At 63.4% G+C, this 14,935-nt stretch carries 10 protein-coding genes; all 10 read left to right on the forward strand.

Annotated features, from left to right (window positions below; genetic code table 11):
• Nucleotide 1 precedes the first annotated feature (1 nt).
• The 10 genes from POF53_RS14110 to POF53_RS14155 all read left to right on the forward strand — a co-directional run bounded on the left by POF53_RS14110 (nucleotide 2) and on the right by POF53_RS14155 (nucleotide 14,923).
• Nucleotides 2-946, forward strand: coding sequence for a DUF58 domain-containing protein (locus tag POF53_RS14110; protein ID WP_203647501.1), 945 nt, complete (start codon nucleotides 2-4; stop codon nucleotides 944-946).
• Nucleotides 943-1,437, forward strand: a complete 495-nt coding sequence (locus POF53_RS14115; RefSeq protein ID WP_232856012.1) for a DUF4381 domain-containing protein — start codon at nucleotides 943-945, stop codon at nucleotides 1,435-1,437. Before POF53_RS14110 ends, POF53_RS14115 begins: the two co-directional genes overlap by 4 nt.
• Nucleotides 1,430-2,506: a vWA domain-containing protein gene (locus POF53_RS14120; protein WP_203647502.1), complete on the forward strand. Its 1,077-nt coding sequence runs from the start codon at nucleotides 1,430-1,432 to the stop codon at nucleotides 2,504-2,506. The genes POF53_RS14115 and POF53_RS14120 overlap by 8 nt, the downstream gene beginning before the upstream one ends.
• Entirely contained in the window at nucleotides 2,503-4,221 is a 1,719-nt protein-coding gene (locus tag POF53_RS14125) for a vWA domain-containing protein (protein WP_498968170.1), read from the forward strand. Before POF53_RS14120 ends, POF53_RS14125 begins: the two co-directional genes overlap by 4 nt.
• Complete coding sequence (locus POF53_RS14130) at nucleotides 4,218-5,843, forward strand: BatD family protein (RefSeq protein WP_254463409.1); 1,626 nt, start codon at nucleotides 4,218-4,220, stop codon at nucleotides 5,841-5,843. The genes POF53_RS14125 and POF53_RS14130 overlap by 4 nt, the downstream gene beginning before the upstream one ends.
• A gap of 188 nt (nucleotides 5,844-6,031) precedes the next feature.
• A complete protein-coding gene (gene gapS6a / locus POF53_RS14135) occupies nucleotides 6,032-6,370 on the forward strand; it encodes a GapS6a family protein (RefSeq protein WP_254463407.1) in 339 nt (112 codons plus the stop codon).
• Nucleotides 6,371-6,454: 84 nt separating this feature from the next.
• Nucleotides 6,455-9,256, forward strand: coding sequence for a hypothetical protein (locus POF53_RS14140; RefSeq protein ID WP_498968172.1), 2,802 nt, complete (start codon nucleotides 6,455-6,457; stop codon nucleotides 9,254-9,256).
• Nucleotides 9,257-9,453: 197 nt separating this feature from the next.
• Nucleotides 9,454-10,692, forward strand: coding sequence for an exonuclease SbcCD subunit D C-terminal domain-containing protein (locus POF53_RS14145; RefSeq protein WP_096049703.1), 1,239 nt, complete (start codon nucleotides 9,454-9,456; stop codon nucleotides 10,690-10,692).
• A complete protein-coding gene (locus tag POF53_RS14150) occupies nucleotides 10,689-14,333 on the forward strand; it encodes an AAA family ATPase (protein ID WP_498968174.1) in 3,645 nt (1,214 codons plus the stop codon). Before POF53_RS14145 ends, POF53_RS14150 begins: the two co-directional genes overlap by 4 nt.
• On the forward strand, nucleotides 14,330-14,923 hold the full coding sequence (locus POF53_RS14155) for a glutathione S-transferase (RefSeq protein ID WP_254463401.1): 594 nt from the start codon (nucleotides 14,330-14,332) through the stop codon (nucleotides 14,921-14,923). The genes POF53_RS14150 and POF53_RS14155 overlap by 4 nt, the downstream gene beginning before the upstream one ends.
• Nucleotides 14,924-14,935 lie beyond the last annotated feature (12 nt).

Genomic DNA, 14,935 nt, shown 5'->3' on the forward strand with positions numbered 1-14,935 from the left:
CATGCCCACCACCCCGCAGGCCGAACCCGGCATCCGCATCGGCCTGGCCGAACTGATCGACATGCGCCACCGCGTGCGCGAGATCCAGCTGTTTTCCCGGCCCGGCCAGCGCAGCCCGTTGGTGGGCCTGCACCACTCCAAGCTGCGTGGCCGCGGCGTGGACTTCGACCAGGTGCGTGTCTACCAGGCCGGCGATGACGTGCGCAATATCGACTGGCGCGTCACCGCGCGCACCCAGGAGCCGCACACCAAGCTCTTCCACGAAGAGCGCGAGCGGCCGATCTTCATCATGGTCGAACAGAGCCAGCGGCTGTTCTTCGGCTCCGGACTGGTGTTCAAATCGGTGCTGGCGGCCCAGGCCGCGGCCCTGTTCGGCTGGGCGGCGCTGGGCCACAACGACCGCATCGGCGGGCTGGTGTTCGGCGACAGCGAGCCCCACGAGATCAAGCCACGGCGCAGCAAGCAGAGCCTGCTGCAACTGCTCAACCGCCTGGCCAAGGTCAACCAGGCCCTGCACACCGAGGCCGTGCCGCAGCCCGACAGCCTGGGCCTGGCCCTGCGCCGGGCGCGCGAGGTGCTGCGCCCGGGCAGCCTGGCCATCGTCATCTGCGACGAGCGCGCCCTCAGTGCCAGTGTCGAGCAGCACCTGGCCATGCTGTCGCGCCACTGCGACGTGCTGCTGATGCCGATCAGCGACCCGCTCGACCATGCCCTGCCCGCCGCCGGCCTGCTGCGCTTCGCCCAGCGCGGCGCGCAACTGGAACTCGACACGCTGGATGCCAACCTGCGCCAGGCCTATCGCCAGCAAGCCGAGGCGCGCATCGAGCGCTGGGAACTGCTGGCGCAGAAACTGCGGGTGGTGCTGATGCCACTGAGCACCCAGAGTGAGATGATCGAGCAATTGCGCGAGTACCTGAACGCGCAGCGTCCCGGGAGTACCCGATGAATCCGCTGGACCAGCTGCAGCCGCTGATCGCGCCGTCGGCCATCGGCCTGTGGCCGCCCGCGCCCGGCTGGTGGCTGCTGCTGGCCCTGCTGCCGCTGCTCGGCTGGGGCGCCTGGCGCCTGCGTCGCTGGCGCCCGGGCAAGCGCAAGGTGGTGCGCGCCGAACTGCCGCTGGACCCGATCCGTGTCGAGGCTCTCGCCGAGCTGGCACGCCTGCCGCGCCCCTACGACGGCGCGCCGGCCGGCGCCTGGCTGCAACAGATCAATGCCTTGCTCAAGCGCCTGTGCCGCAACCAGTACCCCGGCGCCAACAGTCACACCCTCAGCGGCCGTAAATGGCTGGCATTTCTCGACAACCGCTGCCCGGCCGCCGGCCTGACCCGTTGGATGGTGCTGGTCGAAGGCACCTACAAACCCGAGTGCAAGCTCGACGACAAGGCCATCGCCGGGCTCGCCCAGGCGGTCGAAACCTGGATCCGCAAGCATGTTTGAACTGGCCTGGCCGTGGATCTTCCTGCTGTTGCCGCTGCCCTGGCTGGCGCGTCTGGCGCTGCCCGCCGCCGACAGCGGCGAGCCGGTGCTCAAGGTGGGCTTTCTCGACGAACTCGAAGGCCTGGCCGGGCGCCGCGCACGATTGAACCTGCCGACCTGGCGCCAGCAGGCGCCGTTCATCCTGATCTGGCTGCTGCTGTTGCTGGCCGCCGCCCGTCCGCAGTGGCTGGGCGATCCGCTGCCGGTGTCGGCCAGCGGGCGCGACCTGCTGGTGGCGGTGGACGTGTCGGGCTCCATGGACTTCCCCGACATGCAATGGAAGGACGACGAGATCAGCCGCCTGGACCTGGTCAAGGCGCTGATGGGCGACTTTCTCCAGGACCGCCAGGGCGACCGTGTCGGCCTGATCCTGTTTGGCAGCCAGGCCTACCTGCAAGCCCCGCTGACCTTCGACCGGCGCACAGTGCGAACCTTTCTCGACGAGGCGCAGATCGGCATCGCCGGCAAGAACACCGCCATCGGCGACGCCATCGGCCTGGCGGTCAAGCGCCTGCGCCAGCGCCCGTCGCAGAGCCGGGTGCTGATCCTGATCACCGACGGCGCCAACAACGGTGGGCAGATCCACCCACTGACCGCCGCCCGCCTGGCCGCCCAGGAAGGCGTGCGTATCTACACCATCGGCATCGGCGCCAACCCTGAGGCCAGCGGCACACCGGGCCTGCTCGGGCTGAACCCGAGCCTGGACCTGGACGAAGCCTCGCTCAAGGAGATCGCCGAGATCACCCACGGCAGCTATTTCCGCGCCCATGACGGCGCCGAGCTGGGCGCCATCGGCGACACCCTCGACCAGCTGGAACCGGTGGCCCAGCAGCCGACCCAGGCGCGCACCGCCCACGAACTGTATGCCTGGCCACTGGCCCTGGCGCTGCTGCTCAGCGTGCTGCTGGTGGTGGCCGTGCAATGGCCGGACAACCTGCTGCAACGCTTGCTGCGCAAGCCACGCTTCCTGCAGCCTCACCCGGAATGGCGCCAGCGCCTCAAGCGCCTGCGCCTGAGGAGGCGGCGATGATCGAACTCTGGCCACAATGGCTGCGCCCGCTCTGGCTGCTGGTGCTGCCCCTGCTCGGCTGGCTGCTGTTCAAGCTCTGGCACCGGCGCAAACGCGCCGGGCGCTGGCAGCTGATCCTGCCGCAGCCGTTCCATGCGGTCTTGCTCGGCGGCGGCAGCGGCAGCACCAGCAAGCTGCCGTGGATCGCCCTGGGCCTGGCCTGGCTGCTGATCGTCCTGGCCCTGCTCGGACCCAGCTGGCAGCGCCTGGAGGAAACCCGCCAGCGCCCGGCCGACCCGCTGGTGATCCTGCTCGAGCTGACGCCGCAGATGCTCGCCGAGGACAGCGCGCCGAACCGCCTGGAGCAGGCCCGGCGCAAGGTCCTCGACCTGCTCGAGCACCGTCGTGACAGCCAGACCGCGCTGATCGTCTACGCAGGCTCCGCCCACACCCTGGTACCGCTGTCCGATGACCTGGGCACCACGCGCAACCTGCTCGAGGCCGTCGACCCGTCGATCATGCCGCAGCCCGGCCAGCGTGCCGACCTCGCCGTGCACAAGGGCCTGGCCCTGCTCGCCCAGAGCGGCCTCGGCCAGGGCCGCCTGCTGCTGATCGGCTCGTCACTGAGCGAACCCGAGCGCGAAGGCATCCGCCAGGCCCTCGGGCGCCAGGGCCCGAGCCTGCTGATGCTGGGCGTCGGCAGCGGCGAAGGCGCCCCGGTGCGTCAGGCCAATGGCGAGTACCTCAAGGACGATCAGGGCGGCATCCTCCTACCACGCCTGGACAGCGCCTCGCTGAAGAGCTTCATCGGCTCGACCGGCGGGCGCTACCGCCACGCCCGCATCGACGACCTCGACCTGCGCGGCCTGGGCCTGTTCGACAACCCGCGGCTGCTGCACAACGATGGCCAGACCCTGCAACTGGACAGCTGGGCCGACCAGGGCTACTGGCTGCTGTTGCCCCTGCTGCTGCTCGCCGCCTGCGCCGGCCGGCGTGGCTGGCTGTTCTGCCTGCCCCTGTTGCTAGCCCTGCCCCAACCGAGCCAGGCCGTCGAGTTCAACGACCTGTGGCTGCGCCCCGACCAGCAGGGCCAGCGCCTGCTGGAGCGGCAACGCCCCGCCGAGGCAGCCCGGCACTTCGAGGACAGCCAATGGCGCGGCATGGCCTTGTACCAGGCCGGCGATTTCGAAGGCGCCGCTGCCGCGTTTGCCCAGGCCGGCACGGCGGCCGCCCACTACAATCGTGGCAACGCCCTGGCCCGCGCCGGCGAGCTGGAGGCGGCGCTGGACGCCTATGAGCAGGCGCTGGAGCGCCAGCCCGACCTGAAGGCGGCACTGGACAATCAGGCCCTGGTCCAGCAATTGTTGCAACAGCGCCAGGCCAGCGCCGAGACACAACCGAGCAACGCCGATGCCCAAGGCCCCCCCGGCAACGAGACCGAAGGCAACAGCAGCTCGACCAGCAGCCAGGCCCAAGGCACGCCCGGCAGCGACGAACAGGCCCAGGGCCAGCAGAACGGCGACAGCCAGGGCAACGCCCAGGCCCCGCCCGGCGCTGCCGGCGGCGATGACGACAACCTCACCCAGCCGCCCCAGCGGCCGCTCTCCACCAGCCTTGACGCCGAACAGCGCCAGGCCCTGGAGCAATGGCTGCGGGAGATCCCCGACAACCCGGCGGAACTGCTGCGGCGCAAATTCTGGTACGAACAGCAATTGCATCAGGAAACCCCACGATGAGTCGCCTCGGCGTCTTTCTCCTAGGCCTGTTGTGGAGCCTCGCGGCCCAGGCCGAACCGATCCTGCAGGCCAGCGTCGACCGCACGCGCCTGGAAGCCGGTGAAACCCTGGAACTCACCCTCGAGAGCCAGGACGTCACCCAGTTCGGCAAGCCCGACCTGCGCACCCTCGAGCCCGACTTCGAGGTGCGCGGCACGCGCCAGCTCAACAGCCTGCACACCCTGGACGGCGAAACCCGCGCCAGCACCCGCTGGATCATCACCCTGCTGCCCCGACGCAGCGGCAGCCTGCGCATCCCCGAGCTGCAGCTGGGCCAGTCGCGCAGCCAGGCCATCGAGCTGCAGGTGCAGCAGGCCGACAGCCAGCGCCCCGACGCGGCGGCGCAGGTGTTCGTCGAGGCCACCCTGGACAGCAGCGAGGTCTATGTCCAGGCCCAGGCCGTGCTGACCCTGCGCATCTACCATTCGGTGGCGCTGTACGACGACAGCAGCCTCAGCCCACTGCAGCTGGAAAACGCCAAGGTCGACCCGCTGGGCGAGTCGCGCACCTATGAGAAAGAGATCAACGGCGTGCGCCACGGGGTGATCGAGACCCGCTATGCGATCTATCCGCAACAGAGCGGCAGCCTTGACGTGCCGCCGCTGCGCTTCACCGCCACCGCCGCCGACAATGGCGAACAGCCGGCCGGCACACCGCGGGTCGGCCGCCAGGTGCAGGTCAGCTCGCTGCCGCTGCGCCTGACGGTCAAACCGATCCCGGCCAGCTACCCGGCCGACCGCCCCTGGCTGCCGGCCCGCAGCCTGACCCTGGAAGAACACTGGAACCCCGACCCGGAGCGCCAGCCGACGCAGATCGGCGACTCGCTGACGCGCAATATCACCGTGCGCGCAGAGGGTCTGTCGAGCACCCAGTTGCCGCCACTGCCGGCTACCGAGGCCACCGGCCTGCGCCGCTACCCCGACCAGCCATTGCTGCGCAACGAGATCGGCGAACGCGGCATGGTCGCCAACCGCGAGGAACGCGAGGCGCTGGTGCCGACCCACGCCGGCGACCTGGCCCTGCCGGCGCTGGAGGTGACCTGGTGGAACACCCGCGAAGACCACCTGGAACACAGCAGTCTGCCGGCGCGCACCCTGAACGTGCAGGACAACCCGGCGCTGAGCGCCGACACCCCGGTCGGCGACGGCAACCTGAGCCCCGGCCCGCTCTGGCCCTGGCAACTGGCCACGCTGGTCCTGGCCCTGACCACCCTGCTCGGCTTCACCCTGTGGTGGCGGGCCCGCTCGCAACCGGCGGTGCTGCGCGCGGCGCAGGCCGGCCCGAGCCCGCGCACGCTGCTCGACGACCTCAAGCGCGCCTGCCAGGCCAACGACCCGCAGGCTACCCGCCAGGCGCTGGACGCCTGGGCCCGGCAGCAGCCGGAAACCCTGGCCGAGATGGCGGCGCGCTTCGTGCCGTTGTCCGATGCACTGGATGGGTTGAATGGCGCGCTGTACAGCGAGAGTGGCCAGTACTGGCACGGCGACGAGCTGTGGCGCGCGATCGGCGCGATTCCGCCGGCCGAGCAGGTACTGGCGCCGTCGGGTGAGTCGGGCAATTTGCCCCCCCTGTATCCGAAATGATAAATATACAGAAATAAAGCTTTTACTAATGAGATGCATGAGCACTGGATGGCAACACATCTGGAGCGATTGTGACGTACCGAAAACCGCTAGGATTTATACGAAATGTGTGAGTGCGGGATTGAACATCACAATCGCCATAGGCTTGCATGACAGCGTACACCGCTAACAATCTATAGGAAGACATCATGGACGTTATTACAACAGGCATTCTTGCCAACGCCGCATACGAGACTCTTAAGGCAGGGGTTAAAATAAGCGGTCAAGAATTGAAAAAACGACTGACTCGATGGCTGATAGAAGACCATCATGCAGAAGACCTTTCATCGGAATTGAATAAGCTTGAAATCAATGACGGCATGAGTGAAAAGGCAATTACTGCCAGTTTGAATCAATCACAACAAATTATCGACTTGCTAGGCCAGATTAAAAGTCCTCGAGCAACCGCTCACTCCACAATCAATACTGTCACTCAACACCATAGTGGCAATGGCGACAACATCGCGGGCAATAAAATTTCTTCTTAGACAAACCGTCATGGACAATCACAAAAATCCGCCTCACCCCCGAACACGATTAATCTACCTGTTATTGTCTGCAAAAGAAAACACATGACAATTAAAATCATCAACATTAATCAAACACATTCCGGGACCGGCCACAATATCTCCGGCGACTACATATGCTACAGCGCCAGCGAGGACTCTTTAAATAGAGATCTCTCACTAGCCATAATCATTGGAGCATGGAGCGAATCGGTAGCGCACGATATTGAAATCATAGAACTTATTACTGATGAGCCCTATGATTCCTGGATAAGAAAAATTCAAGCGATTCTAGAAAAGCCTACCCCCCCAATCAAACATCACATGGGAGACTGGGAGGTTATCGATTATAGAAGCAAGTGGAGCAGTGCTCTTTCACGCCTTTATAAAAAGGACTTAGAACGCTTTAAAGAGGCTGCAATTCGGGTATTCAGTCAAATTGACACTCGGCTTAACCTCCCTCCTGAGAAACGAAATATCGCCGAGCTGTATGGCGTCAAACCCTACAATAGTTCGCTACTCAGAACCGGGATCGCCAATAGCTTAGCACTACTAAACATCCAAAGCGAAGACGCAGAAAACGTACCTCATTTCACATGCTCCTCAATTTCAAGCGAGGTTGTTTCACAGTTACTATCCAGTTCGAAATGGGAACAATGGGCTAGTCTCAACGACATAGCCGGTCAACTAGCTGAAGCTGCACCAAACACCTATTTAACAAAGCTCGAAGCGCTATTAACCTCATCAAAGCACATCGCACTTGAACTATTTGCACAAAAACAAAATCACGGCATACACTCTACAACCTACGCCTCTGGCTTGATAAGCGGACTTGAACGACTTGCATGGTTCCCAGAGTATTTGACTCGCTCGGTATTGGCACTTGGCGAGCTGCAGCAAGTGACTTGCGAGGACCCTCTATCCACTCGCCTGACAAAATCCATTATCAATATACTTTCCCCCGAGCCCCACAATACGTCTGCACCTTTCCAACGTAGGCTTATCACCCTAACCACATTACACGAAGAACTACCTGAATTAGCCTGGACGATTACCCTCGAACTACTACCACAACCTTGGCGAACACATCAGGACAACAGCCACCCCGTATTTTTATCGTCTCCTGCCTCTTACGATGAAGGTTCGCCAATTTCGAGAGAAGATCAATATGCAGCACTCGGCGAACTGGCGATAAAGCTAGCTCAAAACAATCCGACTCGCTTACTACAATTAATTAGCAATATTTCTAGACTCCTTGAAATCCCCTCCGCACTCAAGCACACACTTGAAGCCATATTGAGTAACACAGCAACACTTGACAAAGAACAAAGCTACAAAATCTGGTCAACGCTTACCAGCCTAACGAAGAACCAGAACCACCAATTACACAACTACGCGCTCCCAAAGGAACTTCTCCACCAAGCAATAGCAGCCACCGAATCGAAACTCCCAGAACTTTACCATCGCAAACTATTTTCCAACACCCTACCGTTTCAACTCGAAAATTTTGAGACTATTGAAGACCTAGAACGCACCATTGAACACTCAAGATCCTCTGCTATAAGAGAAATCTACAGGCACGGAGACTTTTATCTTGTCGCACAGTTTTCCAACAGCGTCGAAAACCCAAAACTTGCTGGGACGCACCTAGCCAAACTGGTTGAATCAGAACACGCCGAAACTATAAAAGAATTAATAGCCCACCCCAGCCGACACATACAGAACTTTATAGCCAGCTACATCAGAGAACGCAGCCACATCACCGACATGGCTTTTATAGAGGCAATGGACCTGCCCGTATGGAGCCCAGACGCGCTCATTACGTTATTTACTAATCTCCCCTTCACCCCCAAAACATGGCACGCCATCGAAGCCCTTTCCAAACCAGATCTCGCCTCTCAATATTGGAGCAAAGTTACAACTTCCTGGCCAGGCTACATTGAATATACAGGGCCAGAATCTCTCTATTTTGCTCATGATCAGTTCCTTGCACAGCGTCGCCCCTTGGCAGCACTGCACTGCTTGTGCCACTTAATGTTTCGTGAAAACACCTTAAAAACACAATCCGCCGTTATCACCCTAAACCAATTGATCACCACTCAAACCCCTATTCCGCCAGAAATCTATTACGACGTCAGAAAAATCATATCATTCTTACGCAACCACGGCGAAATCAGCAAGAATGACTTACTATACATTGAGTTTGCTTACTGCCAAATATTGAAATACGACAAATCCGAGCTTAAATTACATCACGAGCTATCAAACAACCCCAATTTATTTCACTCCTTCATATCTTCCGCACACCCAAGCGAAAAGTTCTCACAAGCGCCTAAAGCCACAGCCAATCAACAACGAATACAGCTACAAATGCGCTGCCTTTTCGGCACCTGGAAAACCATCCCGGGATCCGGAATGAATTTCGACACAGCCCAATTTGACAACTGGATCGAACAGGTACTTTTGCTATGTGAAGCGTCCGGCCATCGCGACGCTGCACTCAGAAAAATCGCCGCACTTCTGGTCAATTCACCTGAGGACTCCGATGGATTCTGGATCAATCGACATATTGCAAAATTCCTAAACAATAAAACCATGGACACCTTGAGAGAGTATTATGTGAGCGCAACACTTGAGGCTCGTGGCGCGCATGAGATTTCACCTAGCGCTTTACCCGAACGCCTGCTTGCAAAAAAATACGAGCAACGCGCAGACCAGTGCGAAGCGAGTGGTTTCTTTCGCATCGCCATCGCACTTCGACAGATCAGGCAATACTATGATGATTTCGCCAAAACCATAACACGAGGCGACACTAAGCTCTTTAATAATCACCGCTACAATGACGAAGACGACTTCCCTACCGAGTGAAATTTTCGCCAGCTTACCGACGCCGGCAGTTCAATTACTTTACTCAGAATTGGTCGGTACGATTTACGTCGTTCAGTTTGACTGCTTAAAGTCTTTTCACCCAGACGCATCGCACGACTTGGGTTAGAATCTGTGCATTTTTTCATGTGACTACGAACCACCCCTTGCTAGCACGATCAGACATCAAAAGGTCATCCATGCGTCTGTTTCACACCTCCGACTGGCACCTGGGCCAGAGCCTGCATGGCCAGGAACGCGATTTCGAACACGCCTGCTTCATCGACTGGCTGCTCGGCCAGCTGCGCCTGCGCCAGCCCGACGCGCTGCTGATCGCCGGCGATATCTTCGACACGGTCAACCCGCCGGTCAAAGCCCAGGAGCGCCTCTACGACTTCATCGTCCAGGCCCACGAGCAACAGCCCAAGCTGGATATCGTGATGATCGCCGGCAACCACGACTCCGGTTCGCGCATCGAGCTGCCGGCGCCGCTGATGCGCCGCCTGCGCACCCACGCCCTGGGCCGGGTGCACTGGCTCGACGAGGGCCAGCTGGACACCGAGCGGCTGCTGATCCCGTTGACCAACGCCCGCGGCAAGGTCGGCGCCTGGTGCCTGGCCCTGCCCTTCCTGCGTCCGGCCGAAGTCACCGGCCCCGCGCTGGGCGACGACTATCTGCAGGGCATCAACCAGGTCCATGAGCAACTGATCGCCGCGGCGCAGAAGAAGCGCAAGAAAGACCAGGCGCTGGTCGCCATCAGCCACGCGCACATGGCCGGCGGCAGCATCTCGGAGGACTCCGAGCGCAGCCTGATCATCGGCAATGCCGAGGCCCTGCCGGCCAAACTGTTCGACAAGGCCATCAGCTATGTCGCCCTCGGTCACCTGCACAAGCCGCAGAAGGTCAACCGCGAGAACCGCATCCGCTACAGCGGCGCGCCGATCCCGTTGTCGTTCGCCGAGATCAACTACCCGCACCAGGTGCTGGAAGTCGAGCTGGACGGCGCCGAGCTGGTCAGCGTCGAGCCGCGTCCGGTGCCCCGCGCGGTGGCCCTGCAACGGGTCGGCCCGGCGCCGCTGGGCGAATTGCTCGAACAGCTCGGGCAACTGCCGGTGATCGACCTGCTCGAAGACCCCAACCGCCAGCCCTGGCTGGAAGTACGGGTGCGCCTGGACGAGCCGCAGCCCGACCTGCGCCAGCAGATCGAAGGCGCCCTGCAGGGCAAGGCTGTGCGCCTGGTGCGCATCAGCGCCGAATACGCCGGCAGCGGCCGCGCCGAAGACGACGAGCAAGCCTTCGTCGAGCTGGCCCAGATGACCCCGCAGGACCTGTTCGGCCGCGCCTGGGAGCAGGCCTACGGCAACCCCGCCGACGACCAGGCCCTGGCCGATTTCGCCGAATTGCTGCAGGACGTCCTGCAAGAGGAGGAGCAGGCATGAAAATCCTCGCCATCCGCCTGAAAAACCTGGCCTCGTTGGCCGGCCCGGTCGATATCGACTTCACCGCCGAGCCCCTGGCCAGCGCTGGCCTGTTCGCCATCACCGGGCCCACCGGCGCCGGCAAGAGCACCCTGCTCGACGCCCTGTGCCTGGCGCTGTTCGGCAGCGTGCCGCGCCTGAACGACATCGCCCGGGAAGCCAAGGTGCCGGACGCCGACGGCGAGATCCCCACCTCGGATCCGCGCAATTTGCTGCGCCGCGGCACCGGCAGCGGCTTCGCCGAAGTCGATTTCGTCGGCATCGACGGCGGCCGCTACCGCGCCCGCTGGGAAGCCAACCGCGCCCGCGAAAAAGCCACCGGCAAGCTGCAGAACAGCCGCCAGAGTCTCTACGACCTGGACAGCGAGCAGCTGCTGGGCAGCGGCAAGAACGAATACAAGCAACTGGTCGAGGCCCGCCTGGGCCTGAACTTCGAGCAGTTCACCCGCGCGGTGATGCTGGCCCAGAGCGAATTCGGCGCCTTCCTCAAGGCCGACGACCGCGAGCGCAGCGAACTGCTGGAAAAACTCACCAACACCGCGATCTACACCCGCCTGGGCCAACGCGCCTTCAGCAAGGCGCGGGAAACCGGCGAGGTTCACAACGACCTGAAGAAGCAGGCTGAACACCTGCTGCCGATGCAAGCCGAAGCCCGCGCCGCCCTCGACCAGGCACTGGAACAGGCCCAGCAGCAGTTCAAGGCCGAACAGGCGCGCCAGCGCCAACTGGAACAGCAGCGCATCTGGTTTGCCGAACAGCAGCGCCTGCAGGCCCAGCACAGCGAAGCCGGCACGGCCCTGCAAAATGCGCAACACGAGTGGCAGCAACTGGCCGAGCAGCGCGTCGACCTGCAACGCCTGGAGCGCCTGGCGCCCCAGCGCCACCAGTTCCACCGCCAGCAGCACCTGGCCGGGCAACTGGCCCCGGTGCTGGCAGATATCGACCAGCAACTGCGCCAGCAAACCGAACTGCAGCAACACACCGACGCGCTGCAGCAGGCTCTGGAAACGGCCCGCCAGCACCTGGTCCAGCACCAGGCCCTGCACGGCGAAAACGCCCCGCGCCTGCGCCAGGCCTTCGCCGCCCAGGGCGACCTGACGCGCCTGGACAAGGAGCTTGCCGAACAACGGGAAGCCTGCACCCAGGCCGAACAGGAAGTCGATGCAGCCCAGCAGCAACTGCAGCAGCTGGAAGACAACCAGCAGCGCAGCCTGGAGCAACTGGCCCAAATCGACAGCGCTCTGGCCGAAAGCGAACCGCTCGGCAGCCTGGCCGACGCCTGGCAGGCCTACCTGCCGCAACTCAAGCAGGTGATGCTGATCGGCGGCCGCCTGGCCAAGGGCCGCGAAGAGCTGCCCGGCCTGCAGGCCCAGGCCAGCCAGGCCAACGCCCAGCTGCAAGCCCAGCGCGAACATTTCGAGTTGCTGTTCCGCGAGGCGGGGGCCGAACCCCAGGCGCTGGCCGAGCAGATCGACCTGCTCGGCGCCATGCTCCAGGACAACCGCAAGCAGCAACGCGCGGTCGAGGAACTGTCGCGCCTGCATGGCCGCGAAATGGAACTGCGCAACGGCCTCAATACACTGCGCGAGCGCCAGCAACAGGCCATGCAGCAGCGCCAGCAACTGATCGGCGAAGGCACGGCGGCCAAGGCAGAACTGGAGGGCGCCGAGCAGGCGCTGACCCTGACCCGCCAGCTGCTCGAGCGCCAGCGCCTGGCGCGTAACACCAGCGTCGAGGAACTGCGCGCCCAACTGCGCGATGGCGAGCCCTGCCCGGTGTGTGGCAGCGCCGAGCACCCGTTCCATCAGCCCGAAGCGTTGCTGCACAGCCTCGGTCGCCACGACCAGGCTGAGGAAGCGGCGGCGCAGCGGCAGGTCGAACAGCTCAATACCAGGTTGGTGGAGCTGCGCACCGAGTTGGGCGTGGTCAACGCCCAGCTCAAGGACTACCAGCAGCAACAGCAGCAGTTGGGCGAGCAGTTGCAGCCCGTGCTCGAGCAGGTTCAGGCCCATGCCCTGTGGCCAGCGCTGGCGCCGCAGGACGACAGCGCCCGTGGCAAGTGGCTCGACGGTCAGCTGCGCCGCCTCGGCGACGAGATCGACCGCGACGAGAAACGCCAGGGCGCCCTGCTCGCCCTGCAAAGGGATGCCGCCCGTCTCACCCAGCAATTGCAGGCCGCCGGCGAAGCCCAGCAACAGGCCCAGCGCCACCTCGACCAGCAGCACCAGGCCCTGGCCGCCGACGAGCAACAACTCGCGCAGGCCCTCGAAAGCCTCGAAAGCGTGCTGCCCCCGGACATTCTCCAGGCCCTGCGCGACGACCCGGCCAATGCGTTCCTCGGCCTCGACCAGCAGATTGCCCAGCGCCGCCAGCAACTCGACCTGCGCAAGGACGAGCTGGAAGAACAACAGGCTCGCCAGGTCCAGCTGGACAAACAGCGCGATCAGCAACAGGCACGCCTGCACAGCCAGCAGCAGCTGCAACAGAAACTCGCCGTGCTGGAGGAGCAACGCCACAAGGCCCAGGCCACCCTGGGCGAGCTGCTCGGCGACCAGCCCAGCGCCGAAGCCTGGCAGCAGCACATGGACACCCAGTTGGAACAGGCCCGCGCCGCCGAGGCAGACAGCGCCCGGCAACTGCAGGCGCTGCACACCCAGGGCGTGCAACTGGCCGGCGAGCTCAAGGCCAACCAGCAGCGCCAGCAGGCACTGGAGCAGGAGCACCAGCAGCTACAGGGCGAAATCGCCCAGTGGCGCAGCGAACACCCGGAGTTGGACGACGCCGGCCTCGACCGCCTGCTGGCCATCGACGACAGCCAGGTGGGCGAGCTGCGTCAACGCCTGCAGGCCGCAGAAAAATCCGTCGAGCAAGGCCGCGTGTTGCTAGGAGAGCGTGAGCAGCGACTGCAGCAACACACTGCCCAGGCCCACGGCGAGTTGCCCGTCGAAGCGTTGGAAACCGCCCTCGCCGAACTGGCCGCACAGCTGGCAGCCCAGGAGCAGCAATGCGCCGAGCTGCGCGCCCAACAGGCCGAGGACCAGCGCCGGCAACAGGCCAGCCAGACCCTGGCCGAACAGATCGAACAGGCCTACCAGCAATGGCAACGCTGGGCACGTCTGAATGCGTTGATCGGCTCGGCCTCGGGTGATGTGTTCCGCAAGATCGCCCAGGGCTACAACCTCGACCTGCTGCTGCATCACGCCAACAGCCAGTTGCGCCAGCTGGCCCGGCGTTATCGCCTCAAGCGCGGCGGTAGTGCCCTGGGCCTGCTGGTGCTGGACACCGAGATGGGCGACGAACTGCGCTCGGTGCATTCGCTGTCGGGCGGCGAGACCTTCCTGGTGTCGCTGGCCCTGGCCCTGGGCCTGGCATCCATGGCGTCGAGCACTCTGCGTATCGAATCGCTGTTCATCGACGAAGGCTTCGGCAGCCTCGACCCCGAGTCGCTGCAACTGGCCATGGACGCCCTCGACGGCCTGCAGGCCCAGGGGCGCAAGGTGGCAGTGATCTCCCACGTGCAGGAGATGCACGAGCGCATTCCGGTGCAGATCCAGGTGCGCCGCCAGGGCAATGGCCTGAGCGACGTGGAGGTGTGCGGGTGATCCTCTACTCGTTCCGTCGCTGCCCCTGGGCCATGCGCGCGCGCCTGGCCCTGCGCTACGCCAGCTGCGACGTGCAGGTCCACGAGGTGAAGATGAAGGAAAAGCCGGCCGTGCTGCTGGCACTGTCGCCCAAAGGCACGGTGCCGGTGCTCGATACCGGGGATGTGGTGCTGGAGGAAAGCCTGGACATCATGCGCTGGGCGCTCGCCCGACATGACCCCGAGGACTGGCGCCTGCAGGCCGATCCCACTGCCGCGCAGCAGGCCGAAACGCTGATCACGCGCAACGACAGCACCTTCAAGGCGCAGGTGAACCTGTACAAGTACGCCGAGCGCTACCCCGAGCATTCCCGGGCGCACTACCGCGCCCAGGCCGAGCCCTGGCTGGCCGAGCTGGAACGCCTGCTCGAAGGCAGGCCCTACCTGCTGGCCGCTCACCCGAGCCTGGCCGACGCCGCCTTGCTGCCCCTGATGCGCCAGTTTGCCGGGGTCGAACCCGAATGGTTCGCCGAGGCGGCTTATCCGCGGTTGCGGAGCTGGTTGCAGGGCTGGCTGGCATCGCCGCTGTTCAAGGCCGTGATGGCCAAGTGAGACAGCGTATCG

The organism is Mitsuaria sp. RG (genome assembly GCF_028369275.1).
GTDB lineage: Bacteria > Pseudomonadota > Gammaproteobacteria > Pseudomonadales > Pseudomonadaceae > Aquipseudomonas > Aquipseudomonas peradeniyensis.

What these genes read in the sequence shown, in the direction of transcription:
- POF53_RS14115 (WP_232856012.1), top strand. Translation starts at nt 943, where the DNA reads ATGAATCCGCTGGACCAGCTGCAGCCGCTGATCGCGCCGTCGGCCATC.
- POF53_RS14130 (WP_254463409.1), top strand. Translation starts at nt 4,218, where the DNA reads ATGAGTCGCCTCGGCGTCTTTCTCCTAGGCCTGTTGTGGAGCCTCGCG.
- POF53_RS14150 (WP_498968174.1), top strand. Translation starts at nt 10,689, where the DNA reads ATGAAAATCCTCGCCATCCGCCTGAAAAACCTGGCCTCGTTGGCCGGC.
- POF53_RS14120 (WP_203647502.1), top strand. Translation starts at nt 1,430, where the DNA reads ATGTTTGAACTGGCCTGGCCGTGGATCTTCCTGCTGTTGCCGCTGCCC.
- POF53_RS14125 (WP_498968170.1), top strand. Translation starts at nt 2,503, where the DNA reads ATGATCGAACTCTGGCCACAATGGCTGCGCCCGCTCTGGCTGCTGGTG.
- gapS6a (WP_254463407.1), top strand. Translation starts at nt 6,032, where the DNA reads ATGGACGTTATTACAACAGGCATTCTTGCCAACGCCGCATACGAGACT.
- POF53_RS14110 (WP_203647501.1), top strand. Translation starts at nt 2, where the DNA reads ATGCCCACCACCCCGCAGGCCGAACCCGGCATCCGCATCGGCCTGGCC.
- POF53_RS14140 (WP_498968172.1), top strand. Translation starts at nt 6,455, where the DNA reads ATGACAATTAAAATCATCAACATTAATCAAACACATTCCGGGACCGGC.
- POF53_RS14145 (WP_096049703.1), top strand. Translation starts at nt 9,454, where the DNA reads ATGCGTCTGTTTCACACCTCCGACTGGCACCTGGGCCAGAGCCTGCAT.